This is a genomic window from Paenibacillus sp. G2S3, assembly GCF_030123105.1.
GTDB lineage: Bacteria > Bacillota > Bacilli > Paenibacillales > Paenibacillaceae > Paenibacillus_AQ.
Genome location: NZ_CP126095.1, coordinates 2,085,626 through 2,099,758 on the forward strand (window position 1 = coordinate 2,085,626; position 14,133 = coordinate 2,099,758).

The 14,133-nt window shown below is 46.9% G+C and carries 12 protein-coding genes; 10 read left to right on the top strand and 2 right to left on the bottom strand.

All coding sequences use genetic code 11. The features are described from left to right. Nucleotides 1-79: 79 nt before the first annotated feature. From QNH28_RS09000 to pyk, 6 genes are all read left to right on the top strand, one after another. Nucleotides 80-3,718, top strand: coding sequence for a DNA polymerase III subunit alpha (locus tag QNH28_RS09000; RefSeq protein ID WP_283912094.1), 3,639 nt, complete (start codon nt 80-82; stop codon nt 3,716-3,718). 74 nt (nt 3,719-3,792) lie between these two features. Continuing rightward, the gene (locus tag QNH28_RS09005) at nt 3,793-4,293 is read left to right on the top strand and encodes a phosphatidylglycerophosphatase A family protein (protein WP_060624547.1); all 501 of its coding nucleotides are present in this window, start codon (nt 3,793-3,795) and stop codon (nt 4,291-4,293) included. A gap of 146 nt (nt 4,294-4,439) precedes the next feature. Continuing rightward, nucleotides 4,440-4,628 carry a hypothetical protein gene (locus QNH28_RS09010; protein WP_042125966.1) on the top strand — a complete coding sequence of 63 codons (189 nt, stop codon included), beginning with the start codon at nt 4,440-4,442 and terminating at the stop codon, nt 4,626-4,628. A 72-nt stretch (nt 4,629-4,700) separates the two neighbouring features. Beyond that, nucleotides 4,701-5,594, top strand: coding sequence for an acetyl-CoA carboxylase, carboxyltransferase subunit beta (gene accD / locus QNH28_RS09015; protein WP_283911061.1), 894 nt, complete (start codon nt 4,701-4,703; stop codon nt 5,592-5,594). A gap of 1 nt (nt 5,595) precedes the next feature. After that, the gene (locus tag QNH28_RS09020) at nt 5,596-6,597 is read left to right on the top strand and encodes an acetyl-CoA carboxylase carboxyltransferase subunit alpha (RefSeq protein ID WP_283911062.1); all 1,002 of its coding nucleotides are present in this window, start codon (nt 5,596-5,598) and stop codon (nt 6,595-6,597) included. Nucleotides 6,598-6,929: 332 nt separating this feature from the next. Then, nucleotides 6,930-8,348 carry a pyruvate kinase gene (gene pyk / locus QNH28_RS09025; protein ID WP_283911063.1) on the top strand — a complete coding sequence of 473 codons (1,419 nt, stop codon included), beginning with the start codon at nt 6,930-6,932 and terminating at the stop codon, nt 8,346-8,348. A gap of 117 nt (nt 8,349-8,465) precedes the next feature. Here the strand turns inward: pyk and QNH28_RS09030 are convergent, their stop codons facing one another. Continuing rightward, nucleotides 8,466-9,137 carry a G1 family glutamic endopeptidase gene (locus tag QNH28_RS09030; RefSeq protein ID WP_283911064.1) on the bottom strand — a complete coding sequence of 224 codons (672 nt, stop codon included), beginning with the start codon at nt 9,135-9,137 and terminating at the stop codon, nt 8,466-8,468. 133 nt (nt 9,138-9,270) lie between these two features. On the opposite strand from QNH28_RS09030, the gene QNH28_RS09035 reads away from it, so the two are divergent. Genes QNH28_RS09035 through QNH28_RS09045 form a run of 3 tightly spaced genes read left to right on the top strand, consistent with a single transcriptional unit; the run spans nt 9,271 to nt 11,416 of the window. Further along, nucleotides 9,271-10,455, top strand: a complete 1,185-nt coding sequence (locus QNH28_RS09035; protein ID WP_283911065.1) for an MFS transporter — start codon at nt 9,271-9,273, stop codon at nt 10,453-10,455. Between the two features lie 38 nt (nt 10,456-10,493). Then, entirely contained in the window at nt 10,494-11,021 is a 528-nt protein-coding gene (locus QNH28_RS09040) for an acyl-CoA thioesterase (protein ID WP_283911066.1), read from the top strand. After that, nucleotides 11,018-11,416: an FxsA family protein gene (locus QNH28_RS09045; RefSeq protein WP_042186523.1), complete on the top strand. Its 399-nt coding sequence runs from the start codon at nt 11,018-11,020 to the stop codon at nt 11,414-11,416. The genes QNH28_RS09040 and QNH28_RS09045 overlap by 4 nt, the downstream gene beginning before the upstream one ends. A gap of 92 nt (nt 11,417-11,508) precedes the next feature. Here QNH28_RS09045 and ytvI read toward each other — a convergent pair whose 3' ends face one another. Next, complete coding sequence (gene ytvI, locus QNH28_RS09050) at nt 11,509-12,624, bottom strand: sporulation integral membrane protein YtvI (protein ID WP_283911067.1); 1,116 nt, start codon at nt 12,622-12,624, stop codon at nt 11,509-11,511. 395 nt (nt 12,625-13,019) lie between these two features. Between ytvI and citZ the strand changes: the two genes are divergently transcribed. Beyond that, on the top strand, nt 13,020-14,132 hold the full coding sequence (gene citZ, locus QNH28_RS09055) for a citrate synthase (protein WP_283911068.1): 1,113 nt from the start codon (nt 13,020-13,022) through the stop codon (nt 14,130-14,132). The last annotated feature ends 1 nt before the right edge of the window (nt 14,133 follow it).

Sequence of the window (14,133 nt, forward strand, 5' to 3'; positions counted from 1 at the left end):
TGGGTTACTTCGTGATCAAAAGCGGACTTTTTGAACAACCTTTTATGTTTGATTTTTGTAGTAGAAAGGAAGTGGGATGATGAGCCCTTTCGTGCATTTGCATGTGCACAGCGAATACAGTTTACTGGACGGGGCGGCGCGCATTACCGATCTCGTGCGCCGGGCCGGCGAATACGGCATGAAGTCGCTGGCGCTTACGGATCATGGAGTGATGTATGGGGCGATCCCCTTTTATAAAGCGTGTAAAGAGAATGGAATCAAGCCGATTATCGGCTGTGAGGCTTATTTAACCGCGGGCTCCCGCCGTGAGCGAGGCAGTCGTAAAGATCAACCGATTTATCACCTGATTCTGCTCGTCAAGAATGAAACCGGCTACAAGAACCTGATGAAGCTGATCTCTATTGGTCATCTGGAAGGTCATCACTATAAACCTCGCATTGATATGGAGGTTCTGGCGGCTCATTCGGAGGGAATCATCTGCCTTAGTGCCTGTCTTGGCGGCGAAGTGCCGCAGCATCTGTTGCACGGAAGAGATGACGAGGCGCGCAAGGCTGCGCTACGATATAAGGAGATTTTTGGCGAAGACTTCTACCTGGAGCTTCAAGATCATGGAATTTCCGAGCAAAAGCGAGTAAATCCGAAGCTGATCGCACTTGCCAAGGCCTGTGAGATCCCACTTGTAGCTACGAATGACGTCCATTATTTAGCCAAGGAAGATGCAGAGGTACAGGATGTTCTGATCTGTATTGGAACAGGTAAAACTGTGGATGATGAGGAACGGCTCAAGATCGGAACAGATCAGCTGTTTCTAAAAAGCAGTGATCAGATGGCGGCGTTGTTCCCGCATGTGCCTGAAGCTATCAGTAACACGCTATTGATCGCAGAAAAATGTAATTTGGAGCTTACCTTCGGTCAACATATTTTGCCTGCCTATTCACCAATTCCAGAAGGTAAGGACTCCGCTGCTTATTTGCGAGAGTTGTGTTTTAAAGGTCTTGAAGAACGATATATAGACACACCGCTTTGGGCATCGCCTGAGCAAAGAGAGACTGCTGAGAAGCGTCTTGCCTATGAGCTTGGCGTCATCGAGAATATGGGTTTTAGCGATTATTTTCTAATTGTGTGGGATTTTATCGCTTATTGTCATCGTCAGGGGATTGCTACGGGGCCGGGCCGGGGTTCCTCCGCGGGGAGTCTTACCGCTTACTCCCTACGAATCACGGATGTTGATCCGCTTAAGTATAACTTGCTCTTTGAACGTTTCTTAAATCCAGAACGGATCACGATGCCGGATATTGATATCGATTTTAGTGATGAGCGTCGTGATGAGGTTATCGCTTATGTGGTGGAGAAATACGGCAAAGAACATGTGGCACAGATCATTACGTTCGGAACCATGGCTGCACGGGCTGCGGTTCGTGATGTGGGCAGGGTGCTGAATTTACCTTATAACGAGGTAGACAAGGCTGCCAAGCTTATCCCGGGACAACTAGGCATCAGTCTTGCTAGAGCACTGGAGACTACTCCAGACCTTAAAGCGATGTATGACAGTAATCCGAAGATCAAAGGCTTGCTGGATATGGCAATGAAAGTGGAAGGTATGCCTCGTCATGCTTCGACACATGCTGCCGGGGTTGTTATTTCCAAAGGTCCACTGACTGATGCTGTACCCCTTCAAGAGGGCAACGAAAGTACAGCGTTAACTCAGTACTCTATGGAGCATTTGGAAAGTGTTGGGCTGCTGAAGATGGATTTTCTGGGCCTGCGTACTTTGTCGATTATCGAACGCTGTATGAATTCGATTAAAGAAATGAGTGGCAGTGTTCCAGATTTTAAAATCATACCAGATCATGATCCGCTCACGTATGAAATGCTAGGCGCTGGTGAGACGACTGGGGTCTTCCAGCTGGAGTCGGCAGGTGTAAGACGTGTGCTTAAGGATTTGAAGCCTAATGGTTTTGAAGATATCGTATCGGTTCTAGCGCTGTATCGTCCGGGTCCGATGGAGTTTATCCCGAAATATATAGCAGGTAAGCACGGTCAGATTGAAGTAGAGTATCCGCATCCTGATTTGAAAGCTATATTAGCGGATACCTATGGGATTATTGTGTATCAGGAACAGATCATGCAGATTGCTTCGCTTATGGCCGGATTCTCGCTTGGTGAAGCGGATCTGCTCCGCCGAGCGGTCTCGAAGAAGAAGCGGGAGACGCTGGATAAGGAACGCAGCCATTTTGTACAAGGAAGCTTGCAGCAAGGCTATAACGAAAATGATGCGAATGCCGTCTACGATATGATCGTACGGTTTGCCGATTATGGCTTCCCTCGTGCGCATGCGGCGGCTTATGGGGTGCTGGCTTTCCAGACGGCTTATCTTAAGGCGCATTATCCGGTACAGTTTATGGCATCTATGCTGACCGCTGTGATGGGTACGCACCGTAAGGTGGCGGAATATGTACTGGATTGCCGCCGCACGGGCATCGGCGTGTTACCGCCGGATGTGAACGAGAGCGGGGTGCTGTTTACCCCTGTTCCAGGCGAAGAAGCGGGAACAGGGCATATCCGCTTTGGGCTCGCAGCGATTAAGAACGTCGGCACGCTAGCAGTGGAGAATATTATGTCGGTCCGCAAGGAGCGACCGTTCGACAGCCTGCTCGATTTCTGTCGACGTGTGGATCTGCGGGTCTGCAACAAGCGGGTAGTGGAGTCTTTGCTGCAGGCAGGAGCTTTTGACTGTCTGCCGGGTCATAGGGCCCAGCTGCTAGCTATGCTGGACGAGACCGTTGACGCCGCGACGAAATGGCGCAAGGAGCGGGATGAACTGCAAATCCAGTTATTCGATGATTTGGTGGAGACGCCGAACTGGGAGATTCGCTATCCGGATATTCCTAAGTTCACAGTAGGACAGCAGCTGGAGCTGGAACGTGAGCTGCTGGGGCTGTATCTATCAGGGCATCCGCTCGACGATAGTGCTGAGCTGCTTGAGGAGCCCGGTATACAGCGGCTGATGGATCTCGGTGAAGCCGCAGATGAGAGCCAGACGGTTACAGCCGGCATGGTCGTATCCGTTAAGGAAATTACGACGAAGCAAGGGAAATCGATGGCCTTCATCGAATGGGAAGATCAGATCGAGCGCTGCGAAGTCGTGCTCTTCCCCGAGGTGTGGAAGCGAAGCCGCAGCTTGATTGCCAAGGGCGCGCTGCTGGCCTTGCGCGCCAAGGTGCAGCAGGAGGACGAAGGCTTCAAGCTGCTGGCTGAGGAAGTGGCGCTGCTATCCGCGGAGTCCCTCCGCGGCCTGCTGCAGCGCCGTAGTGCCGCTGGGTCCCGCTCATATAGCGCGGGACGCTCGGCCCCAGCAGGAGCGCCGCCGCGTGGCGCAGCTCCTGCTCCGCGGGCTAGCGGTGCCGCCACTGGCCCCGCTGGCAGACCTGCAGGCGGCGCAGCTGCGCCTGCAACACCTGCACCGGCCGCTGCGCCAGCGCCGGCGACAGGCCAGCGTGTCTTTATCAAGATCACGCCGGCCGCCGAGAATGCTGAGCAGCTGTCGCGCCTGAAGGAGCTGCTGCAGAATCATCCAGGCCCAGTAGCGACGATTCTGTTCTACGAACGGGATCAGAAGCTCCTGGCCCTTAGTGATAACTATCGAATTAAGCCTACCCAGGAGCTGTTCGCGGCTATCGAGTCTATGCTGGGAGCAGGTACCGTAAGAATAAAATAAGAACAATTCCACCCTTTTCCGCATACATTAGGAAACCACAGGGCGAATCCCTGGGCGGAAAGGGGAATCACAACATGTCCTATCAAATGGCAGTTGATTTGTTGGAACGTAGAGGCGTATCACTTTCTTCCATTGCTGAAATCGTATATATTTTACAATCGGTTTATTATCCCGGTTTATCCAAGGAAGAATGTCTTTCCAGTGTGAAATCTGTTTTGGGAAAAAGAGAAGTGCAGTACACGTTAATGACGGGGATCGCACTTGATGAATTGGCAGAGAAAAAACTGCTTCCTCAGCCGCTTCAGGCAGTAATGGAGGCGGATGAATCACTTTATGGAGCGGACGAGACTCTAGCCCTTGGTATCACAGGGGTTTATGGGATGATCGGACTTACAGGATTTGGGTACTTGGACAAAATAAAGCTTGGAATCATTGGTGAATTGAACGATGATAAGGGAAGTATTCACGTGTTCTTGGATGACCTAGTAGCGGGTATCGCTGCAGCTGCTTCTGCTAGAATTGCTCATCGGCAGGAAGGGGCAAAAGTATATCCTCTAGTCACGGACACGGAATAAATGACCCGATTCATTTCGTTTGAACGAGTTCCTCAGTCTTGCTTCCTTTGCCCTACGCCTGTTGCGGGAAAAAAGAAAACTGTGTTATCATAATTCCATTATACGGGATACGGCTGGGAATTAAGATTGGGGAGGCCTTGCTAGGCATGTGGACGGTAATATATATCGCGCCGACCGCCAAAGTGGCGGATATGATTAAGAGTAAGCTGACTGAAGAAGGTTTTTTAGTAAAATGCCGTCCAATCAATATGTCCAAGCAGCAGTTTGAGATATTGGTTCCTTCAGGTGAACTGGAGGAAGTACAGGAAGTCCTTAATCTTATTCTGCATCCCTGAATTTCTATCAAGAGAAAAGTCATGACAGCGGCAAGCTGCATAACGCAAATAAACGGCTGAAGAGGTGCGGGTGTGTTCAAAGATTTATTTCAGAAGAAACGGAAGTACGCGACTATTCCTTCAGAACGTCTGGAGCGAAGCGGCGTGCCTGCAGAAGGCGAACGCCCCAAACGGGAAATTCCTGAAGGATTAATGAGTAAATGTAATAAATGTGGAACGATCCAGTATAGCAAGGAATTGGAAAAGAATCTAAAGGTATGTCCTACTTGTGGTCATCATTTACGCTTGAACGCTGTAGAGCGTATTGCTATGACGTTAGACCCAGAGGGCTTTATTGAGTTTGACAGTGAAATGTATTCTATAGATCCGCTGAAATTCCCGGGTTATGCTTCTAAATTGGAGCAACAACAACTGAAATCGGGACAAACTGATGCCGTAATTACGGGACAGGGATCTATTAGCGGATATCCGGTTATTGTAGCTGTGATGAATTTTGAATTTTTCTCGGGTAGTATGGGATCTGTAGTCGGTGAGAAAATTACCCGAGCAATTGAAGAAGCCACAGAGAAGCAGCTTCCACTCCTTATTTTCTCTACTTCAGGCGGAGCGAGAATGCAGGAGAGTATTCTAAGTCTTATGCAAATGGCGAAGACCAGTGCAGCGCTTGCTCGTTTCAATGAAGTGGGCGGCCTTTATATTTCTATAATTACGGATCCGACTACGGGCGGAGTATCTGCGAGCTTTGCTAGTCTTGGCGATATTATTATTGCTGAGCCTGGGGCTGTATTCGGTTTCGCAGGACGTATAGTGATTGAACAGACGATTCGCCAGAAGCTTCCGGATGATTTCCAGACGGCTGAATTTAATCTGCAGCATGGCTTGATTGATATGGTTGTGCACCGTAAAGAACTGCGCGCCACACTGACCAAAATTTTGGAATTGCATGATGTGAAAGGGGGATTTTAGGTTGGCAGGAGAGTTGCCTTTTGAAATGCCTCTGGTTGAAATGCGTAAGAAAATTGCCGAGCTAAAGCAGTTTGGCGAAGAGAAGAGTATTGATTTTACGGATGAGGTAGCAAGGCTGGAAGAACGATACCGTGTGCTTGAAGAGGAAGTTTATTCCAATATCTCACCTTCTCAAAAAATGCATCTAGCTAGACACCAAGGTCGTCCGACTTCCCTTGATCTTATGGGGCAGATCTTCACGGATTTTATTGAGCTGCACGGGGATCGGATGTTTGGCGATGATCTTGCGATTGTAGGCGGTATCGGTAAACTAAACGGTGTGCCTGTTACAGTTATTGGCCAGCAGCGCGGGAAAGACACGAAAGAGAATATTTTGCGATTCTTCGGCAGTGCACACCCTGAGGGCTTCCGTAAAGCGCTGCGTTTGATGCAGCAGGCGGACAAGTTCAAACGTCCCATTATTACCTTTGTGGATACGAAAGGGGCTTATCCAGGCAACACAGCTGAGGAAAGAGGACAATCCGAAGCGATTGCCCGTAATTTACGCGAGATGTCTCAGTTTGGTGTCCCAGTAATCTGTGTGGTCATCGGTGAAGGCGGAAGTGGTGGCGCACTAGCACTGGCAGTTGGGAATAGAGTGCTTATGCTGGAGCATGCCATTTATTCGGCGATATCCCCTAATGGTGCTGCATCCATTCTATGGAAGGATGCTTCGAAGGCTGATCAAGCGGCGGAAGCCATGAAGATAACGGCATCTGATCTGCTTGAAATGGAAGTCGTTGAAGAGATTGTTCCTGAGCCAAAAGGCGGCGCTCATCGTGATTACGAAGCTACGGCAGCTGCAATTAAGGATGCATTATGGCGTCATTTGCAGGAGCTAATTCCTCTGAATAGAGAGGAATTGAAAGAAGATCGATATCGTAAATTCCGTAAGATTGGTGAGTTTGCTGAAGTTCAGCAGGAGCAGATCTTCCTTGAAGAAGAAGTGAAATCTGAAGTGTAAAAAGTGCGTTACCATTTGCACTTTTAGACATAAAACCATACTTAGTGGACCATATTGAATTTAGTGTAAAATATACATTTTATTGGAATTAAAATAATCTCGACGTTATGCCGGGATTATTTTAATTTTTTTTGTGCTTACAGATAATTCGAGCTCAAATTACATCTAAAAGAGCCTACAACATTGATTTTGTGTTTAAGTTGCAGTAATATTCATAAGGGCGTGGTTAAAGGCACATGTGACAAAGTTCCTATTTAATTAGTTAGCCTTGTAGTAGATTTTGTAGTTGGAAAAAGTGAGACAGAGAGAACGAAAAAACGGAGGAAAACCTAATGCGGAAAAGTAAAATTGTATGTACGATCGGACCTGCGAGTGAATCGTTGGAGAATATCAAAAAATTGATTTTGGCTGGTATGAATGTGGCCCGTTTGAATTTCTCCCACGGCGATTTTGAAGAGCACGGTGCTCGGATCAAAACGATCCGTCAAGCATCTAAGGAACTGAACAAAACTGTTGCTATCCTGCTCGATACAAAAGGACCGGAGATTCGCACAGGCAAATTGGAAGTAGAACCGATTGAACTAGTTCAGGACGAGTACCTGACACTAACTACGGAAGAAATCCTTGGCACCCAAGAACGTATTTCCATCACGTACAGCGAGCTTCCTAATGATGTTCAAGTAGGATCCACCATCCTTATTGATGACGGTCTGATTGGTTTGACAGTTGTCGACATTCAAGGAACTGAAATCAAGACCCGTATTGTAAACGGTGGTACGATCAAGAGCAAGAAGGGCGTTAACGTACCAGGAGTAAACATCTCCTTGCCGGGTATTACGGAAAAAGACACCAACGATATTCTTTTTGGTATCGAACAGGACATCGATTTTATCGCCGCTTCCTTCGTTCGCAAAGCTAGCGACGTTCAGGAAATTCGTGAGCTGCTTGCGAAAAACAACGCTTCTCACATTCAAATCATTTCCAAAATCGAAAACCAACAAGGTGTTGACAACCTTGATGAAATTTTAGAAGCTTCTGACGGCCTGATGGTTGCTCGTGGTGACCTTGGTGTTGAAATTCCAGCTGAAGATGTACCTTTGGCTCAAAAATTGATGATTCAAAAATGTAACGTTGCTGGCAAACCAGTTATCACAGCTACACAAATGCTGGATTCCATGCAACGTAACCCACGTCCTACTCGCGCTGAAGCAAGTGACGTAGCAAACGCTATTTTTGATGGAACAGATGCAATCATGCTTTCCGGAGAAACTGCTGCTGGTAAATACCCAGTAGAATCCGTACTTACAATGTCCCGCATTGCTGAGAAAGCGGAATCCGCACTGAACCATCGTGAAATCTTCATGAAACAACAAACTGCACAAGAAACTACAGTTACTGAAGCAATCAGCCAATCCGTTGCAATTTCCGCTTTGGATCTGAACGCTAAGGCTATTCTTTCTTCGACTGTTACAGGTCATACTGCACGCGTTGTTTCCAAATACCGTCCTAAAGCACCAATCATTGCAGTTACAACACAAGAAAGAACTATGCGTCAATTGTCCCTCGTTTGGGGCGTTACGCCAGTATTCGGTAAAGTAGCTTCTTCCACAGATGAATTGCTGGAAACAGCAATCCAAGGTGGTAAGGATTCCGGTCTGGTTCAAACTGGCGACCTAGTTGTGATTACTGCAGGAATTCCACTTGGACGTTCCGGTTCTACTAACTTGGTAAAAGTAAGCACAGTCGAGTAGTACCGACTGGCTTTGCCTGATTCGTAGTTTTTACGCAAAATAAAAGAGCTGTCTCAGATGTAGTGGAAATCTACAAATGAGGCAGCTCTTTTTTTATTACTAAATTCATTTATGCTATTAGTATATTCGTTTGACGCTAAAAGAGTCCCCTCGATGGCTTGGACTAGAAGGAACAGCAACGGTGATATTATTTTGGACCATGATCCCTCCCTTAGAAAGAGTTAACCTAGGTCGTTTTCCATTAATTCGGCAGCAGTTGAAATAGGTAGTACTAACGCGGGCCAGCTTTGCGATGGAACCATCCACCTCAGGAGCCTCCATGATCCATTCGCCAGAGGTCTGTGGACCCGTATATGGCTGGAGCGTTCGGAAGGTCCAATTTCGGCTTAAATTCCGTAGTGTGATAGACCACTTCGTGTGGCTTATTTTTGTGATAGTACCTTTCATATGATCTCCAGGGTATACTGGAAAAGGGATTACGGTCTCAACGTCAGGTAGTATTTCCCACCAGGCGTAATAACGGGCAACCCCATTTACGAATTCATGACCTGTTCCCGTCTGGATAAGACTACTGTTCTTGAAGCCGTCGATGCCAATCCATGCGGAGGAATAGGTAGATTTGTGTGTTGGTTTTACGTATGGGACGATCCATTCACCGGCAATGCGATTGAACGCGCCTTTTCTTCCAGTAACAGTGTAACCGCTCCAGTTCTTAGAAGACCAGCCAAAGGCAGAGCTTTGTCTATTGCTCGCATTAGATTTGTCTGTTAGACAGGGATGATTTACCATGAGAGAATTATGTTTTATGCTCAACTTGTCCACCGCCTTTATAGTACTGCTATATTAAATGCGATGATTACATATGAAGTACGGGTATTCTGTTAAAATATAAAAATATAAAGTTGGAGGATTTATAGTACAAATGGAGAAATTATCGAAGCTGCGCGGCTTTTATCTATTTTTAGGATTGGCCGGCGGTTCATTCGGCTCCTATCTTTCGCTGCTGCTGGTCCACAATGGACTTAATAGCGGACAGATAGGTATACTAATGGCAACAGGCACACTAATTGCAATCACCATTCAGCCGATGTGGGGGATTATCTCTGATCGGTATAATCAGACGCGTTTAGTACTAATCCTAAGTGTGGCGGTTCCAGCCTTATTAGCCGTCTTTTATCGTTCGGAATATTTCATTGTGCTTCTTCTGGTGTATACGTGCTCAACGATCTTCTCCTCTACACAGGCTCCTATAGCCGATTCTTACGCGATTTCAGCGGCGAATAGAGCTGGAGCCACTTATGGTAGCATTCGGCTTATGATGAGCATTGGAGCGGCTCTGGGAGCTTATGCAGGGGGGCTGTACGTATCCACCTTCTCTGTATCCACGATATGGCTGCCTTTTCTCTTTTTTAATCTGATTGCAGTCCTTATTGCATTTACTTTACCGAAGCAGGCGGAAGAGAATCATATGATGAGGCAATCGTTTACTCAGGGGGTAAGGCAACTGCTGGGGAATCGTGTCTTTCTTGCGTTTTTGGGTGGAAGCTTTCTTGTGAACCAGACGATGGCTGCTTTTGGTACATACTTTGTAATCGCTTTTCAATCGGTTGGTGGCTCTACGCGCTATGCAGGGATTGCGCTCTTTCTCGCATCGGTGACGAATGTGCCTTCCATGCTGTTTGCTTCTAAGGTGATTAAGAGGTTAGGTCGTGAGCGGACCTTGCTCCTTGGGGCCCTTATTTATGTCTTGCGGTGGGGTATTCAGGTTGCTTTTCCATATCCATCAGTAATGATCGGAGTGCAAGTGCTGCATGGTCTTTCGTTTGGGTTCTTTTATATTGCTGCAGTCGAATATGTATCTCAGATCACTTCTAACGAGATGCAGGCCACTGGCCAAAGTGTATTTAATATGGTGTTCGCAGGTTTTTCTGGCATCGTAGGTAATTTACTGAATGGATTCTTGCTCAATCAAGGCGGGGTAGAAGTAATGAATCTGTCTTGTATGTTGAGCTCAATTGCAGGAGCAATGCTGCTGTTCTATGTTGCCAGAAGCTCTCGGCGCAAATTATCGACGACAACGCTACCTTCAGGCGGGGCCCAGGCTTAAACGCTCCCCTGCTGCTATGCCGAAAGGAGTATTTTTAGATGGAATTAGAGCGAGCTGGCTTGCCCAGCCGATGGTATAAGTCGACCCTGCGTGTTCGCTATCAGGAAAGTGATCAGATGGGCGTCGTGTATCATGCGAATTATTTGAACTGGTTTGAGTCCGGTCGTACGGAGATGTTTCGTCAGGTGGGTTTTACTTATCGTGAACTTGAGAAACAAGGCGTCTTACTTCCTGTCACCTCCGCAGATTTGCAATTTAAAAGTCCGGCGCGATATGATGATCTTATCTCCGTGTATGCGCGAATGACTACCTTCACAGCGTTAAGAGTCGTATTTGAGTATCAAGTGCGGAGGCTTTCGGAAGAAGAAGGTATAAATTCAGAAAATTTAGTGGCTACTCTAGGGGAGTTGTGGTCGATGGATCCACCTGGGGAGCTGCTGGTTACCGGCACGACAAGTCATGTTTGGGTGAACCAGGAATGGAGACCTGCTAGGCTGGATAGAGCCCTTCCAGAGCTCTTTCACGCAATAAAAGAGGCGCTGCGGGAAGAAGGGGGTTCAGTATGATTAGAAGCAAATGGTTATGGGCTGGACTATTTATTATTCCTGCTGTGGAATTATTCGGTTTTATCTATGTAGCAGATCAACTAGGAGCATTCAAAACGCTGCTGCTTATGCTGACCACTTCGGTAATCGGTCTACTAATGATGCGATTTGAAGGTAAGAAGGTACTGCAGGACAGCAGAACACATATGCAGGAGGGCCGCGTTCCTGGTCGGACGATGCTGGATGGTTTATGTATTTTTTTCGGAGGATTGCTACTGATATTGCCGGGTTTCGTAACCGATATTGTCGGGTTCACGCTAGTATTTCCATTGACTCGGCCTTTGTACCGTATATTTTTGCTGAAGTGGATTGAGAAGAAGATGAAGAACGGCACCTTCACCTTCTATCGTCGTTAGTATCCTGTTCACAACAATAACAGAGCGGACCCCTGTCATTGATGGAGGGCCCGCTCTGTTTGCTATTTTGACGAATCAATGATTATCGGTGCCTATCTTAATCTGCCGCTAACAATGTAGCTGTGTAAAGCTCGGAATACGCCCGCTCGGTTAAAGGCAACAAGGACTACTAGGACAACAGGTCCGATGATTAGGCCTAGCATACCGAACAACTGCAGACCGGCGAACATGCCAATTAACATAGCTAGGGGGTCGAGTCCAATGCTGCTGGCGAGCACTTTCGGCTCAAGTACCTGCCGGGTAATAAGTATAACAGCATAGAGTATGGATAGTCCGATCCCTAGTGCCAGATTGTCCGTCATATAAGAATATAGCGCCCAAGGCAGCATCACAATTCCCACACCGAGATAAGGCAGCAGATCGACAAAGCCAATCATTAAGCCGATTGCAAACGCAGACTTCACACCCAGCAGCAACAGCCCGATCACAACAATGATCGCTGTGATGGAGATGAGGATAACTTGGGCGCGAAGATAACCGAAAAGCGCTCTGCGTAAATCCCTCCAGATATCTGACACAGGCTTTAGGAAAGCAGTCGGTATCCAGCCAGTAAGTTTATCATTATGCCGCTCCCAACTCGTACTAATGAAGAAGGCAGCAAGGACAACCACGATAAGAATTGTACCCATACTAGGAAGTGAGGAGATCAGTTTCAATATTACATTAAAAAATCCTGTGACCACTTGCGTAACTGCGTAACCTACAGTTTCCGTTGTTCTGCTGATATTGCTGTCAATCGTAGCATGATAATCAGGATTGTCTCGGTAGAATTGGTTAATCTGGTTGATGATGTTCTGTATGCTTGCATTCTGGCTTAAGGACATCAGGAGATCTTTCCATTGGTCGGTGTGGAGATTAAAGGTCTGCAGCAGAACGATTAATTCTTTCACGAGTCTTGTAATCATTGCGGTCAGAACTAGTGTGGTTCCACCTATGTAAAATAGCAGAGCGAGCGATACGGCCAGCCAGCCTGGTAGTTTGAAGCTTTTAAGAATAAGCACTAATGGATGCATGATAAATGCTAGCAGCCAAGCGAGCAACAGGGGGTATAACAGCGGAAGCAATAGATAGATTGCCAGCAGGAGGATGGAAGTAGCCAGAACGACCCACAGGCCGCGCAGTAGTCTTTTTAATACCAAACGATCCATACCGAGACCACACCTTCTTCATTCCTGCATGTACAGGGGAATAAGAGCTCGTCTTCATATATATTCATAGAACCGATTTAAAGACTAGAGTGTGGGATAAATATTAGAAGGGTTCGGAATCTATAAACTGAAATGGCGATAGTGAATCAGGGGTTTAGAAGTTTTTTTCTATCTCTCTGATAAAATCATTTGATGCGCCTCAGAGCTTCCACATTGTTCACATAACCGACAAAATCCAGTATGATGAATAAAGATACGAAGCATGTTGGTTATACAGCATTCCTGACGGAGATGTCCTTACACGCACTTATTAGATTTTTTAATGCTTTAAATTGGAAATGTTTTCATGGAACTAAGATTGTTTTTATACCTTGTTGGCAAAGGAGAGATATGCTATGACAGCTACCAAAGGCTTGGAAGGTATCGTTGCAACAACTTCATCCATTAGCTCCATTGTGGATGGTGTACTCACTTACCGCGGTTATGATATTGATGAACTTGCAGAACATGCTACCTTCGAAGAAACAGCTTATTTGTTATGGTTCGGCAGTCTGCCGACGGCGCCAGAGCTGGAAGCGCTCAAGCGGGATCTCAGTGCTTTTGCACAGATTCCTGAGCAGGTAATCGAGCAAATGAAGCTCTATCCAAAAAACGCCAACACCATGGCAGCGTTGCGGTCGGCTGTATCAAGCCTTGCTCTCTATGATGAAGCGGCTGACGATATGAGCAGAGAAGCGAACGAGATTAAGGCGGTAAAACTGCAGGCACAACTCCCAACAATTGTGGCAGCACTGTCACGTATTCGCAAAGGACTTGAACCAGTGGCTCCGAAAGAAGGCGTTTCTATTGCTGAGAACTTCCTCTATATGCTGTGGGGAAAAGAGCCGGATAGCGTATCTGTCAAAGCGCTTGATACCGCACTTGTTCTCCATGCGGACCATGAGCTGAATGCCTCGACTTTTGCAGGCCGGGTTACGGTTGCGACATTATCCGATATTTATTCTGGAGTCACCTCCGCTATTGGTGCGCTCAAAGGCCCGCTTCACGGTGGGGCGAATGAAGCGGTTATGAAGATGCTAGAGGAGATCGGAAGTTTGGAAGCGGTTGAACCGTTTATCCGTAAGAAACTGGATAACCGTGAGAAAATCATGGGCTTCGGTCATCGAGTATATAAAAATGGTGATCCACGTGCAAAACATTTGATGAAGATGTCACTGGAGCTTGGCACTATGAAGAATGACACTACCCTGTACGACATGTCCGTAAATATTGAACAATTGATTACGGGGCAAAAGGGATTAAGACCGAATGTTGATTTCTATTCGGCTTCTGTTTATACACAGCTAGGCATAGATCGTGAGCTGTTCACTCCTATTTTTGCAATAAGCCGGACTTCAGGTTGGACTGCGCATATTCTGGAGCAGTATACAGATAACCGCATTATTCGTCCGCGTGCAGAATACACGGGTATGGTTGAACAGAAATACGTTCCGGTAGACGAAAGATAGA

Excerpts from the sequence above, each read along its gene's own strand:
- QNH28_RS09000 (WP_283912094.1), top strand. The coding sequence starts at position 80 with ATGAGCCCTTTCGTGCATTTGCATGTGCACAGCGAATACAGTTTACTG.
- QNH28_RS09005 (WP_060624547.1), top strand. The coding sequence starts at position 3,793 with ATGTCCTATCAAATGGCAGTTGATTTGTTGGAACGTAGAGGCGTATCA.
- QNH28_RS09010 (WP_042125966.1), top strand. The coding sequence starts at position 4,440 with ATGTGGACGGTAATATATATCGCGCCGACCGCCAAAGTGGCGGATATG.
- pyk (WP_283911063.1), top strand. The coding sequence starts at position 6,930 with ATGCGGAAAAGTAAAATTGTATGTACGATCGGACCTGCGAGTGAATCG.
- QNH28_RS09030 (WP_283911064.1), bottom strand. The coding sequence starts at position 9,137 with ATGGTAAATCATCCCTGTCTAACAGACAAATCTAATGCGAGCAATAGA.
- QNH28_RS09035 (WP_283911065.1), top strand. The coding sequence starts at position 9,271 with ATGGAGAAATTATCGAAGCTGCGCGGCTTTTATCTATTTTTAGGATTG.
- QNH28_RS09040 (WP_283911066.1), top strand. The coding sequence starts at position 10,494 with ATGGAATTAGAGCGAGCTGGCTTGCCCAGCCGATGGTATAAGTCGACC.
- QNH28_RS09045 (WP_042186523.1), top strand. The coding sequence starts at position 11,018 with ATGATTAGAAGCAAATGGTTATGGGCTGGACTATTTATTATTCCTGCT.
- ytvI (WP_283911067.1), bottom strand. The coding sequence starts at position 12,624 with ATGGATCGTTTGGTATTAAAAAGACTACTGCGCGGCCTGTGGGTCGTT.
- citZ (WP_283911068.1), top strand. The coding sequence starts at position 13,020 with ATGACAGCTACCAAAGGCTTGGAAGGTATCGTTGCAACAACTTCATCC.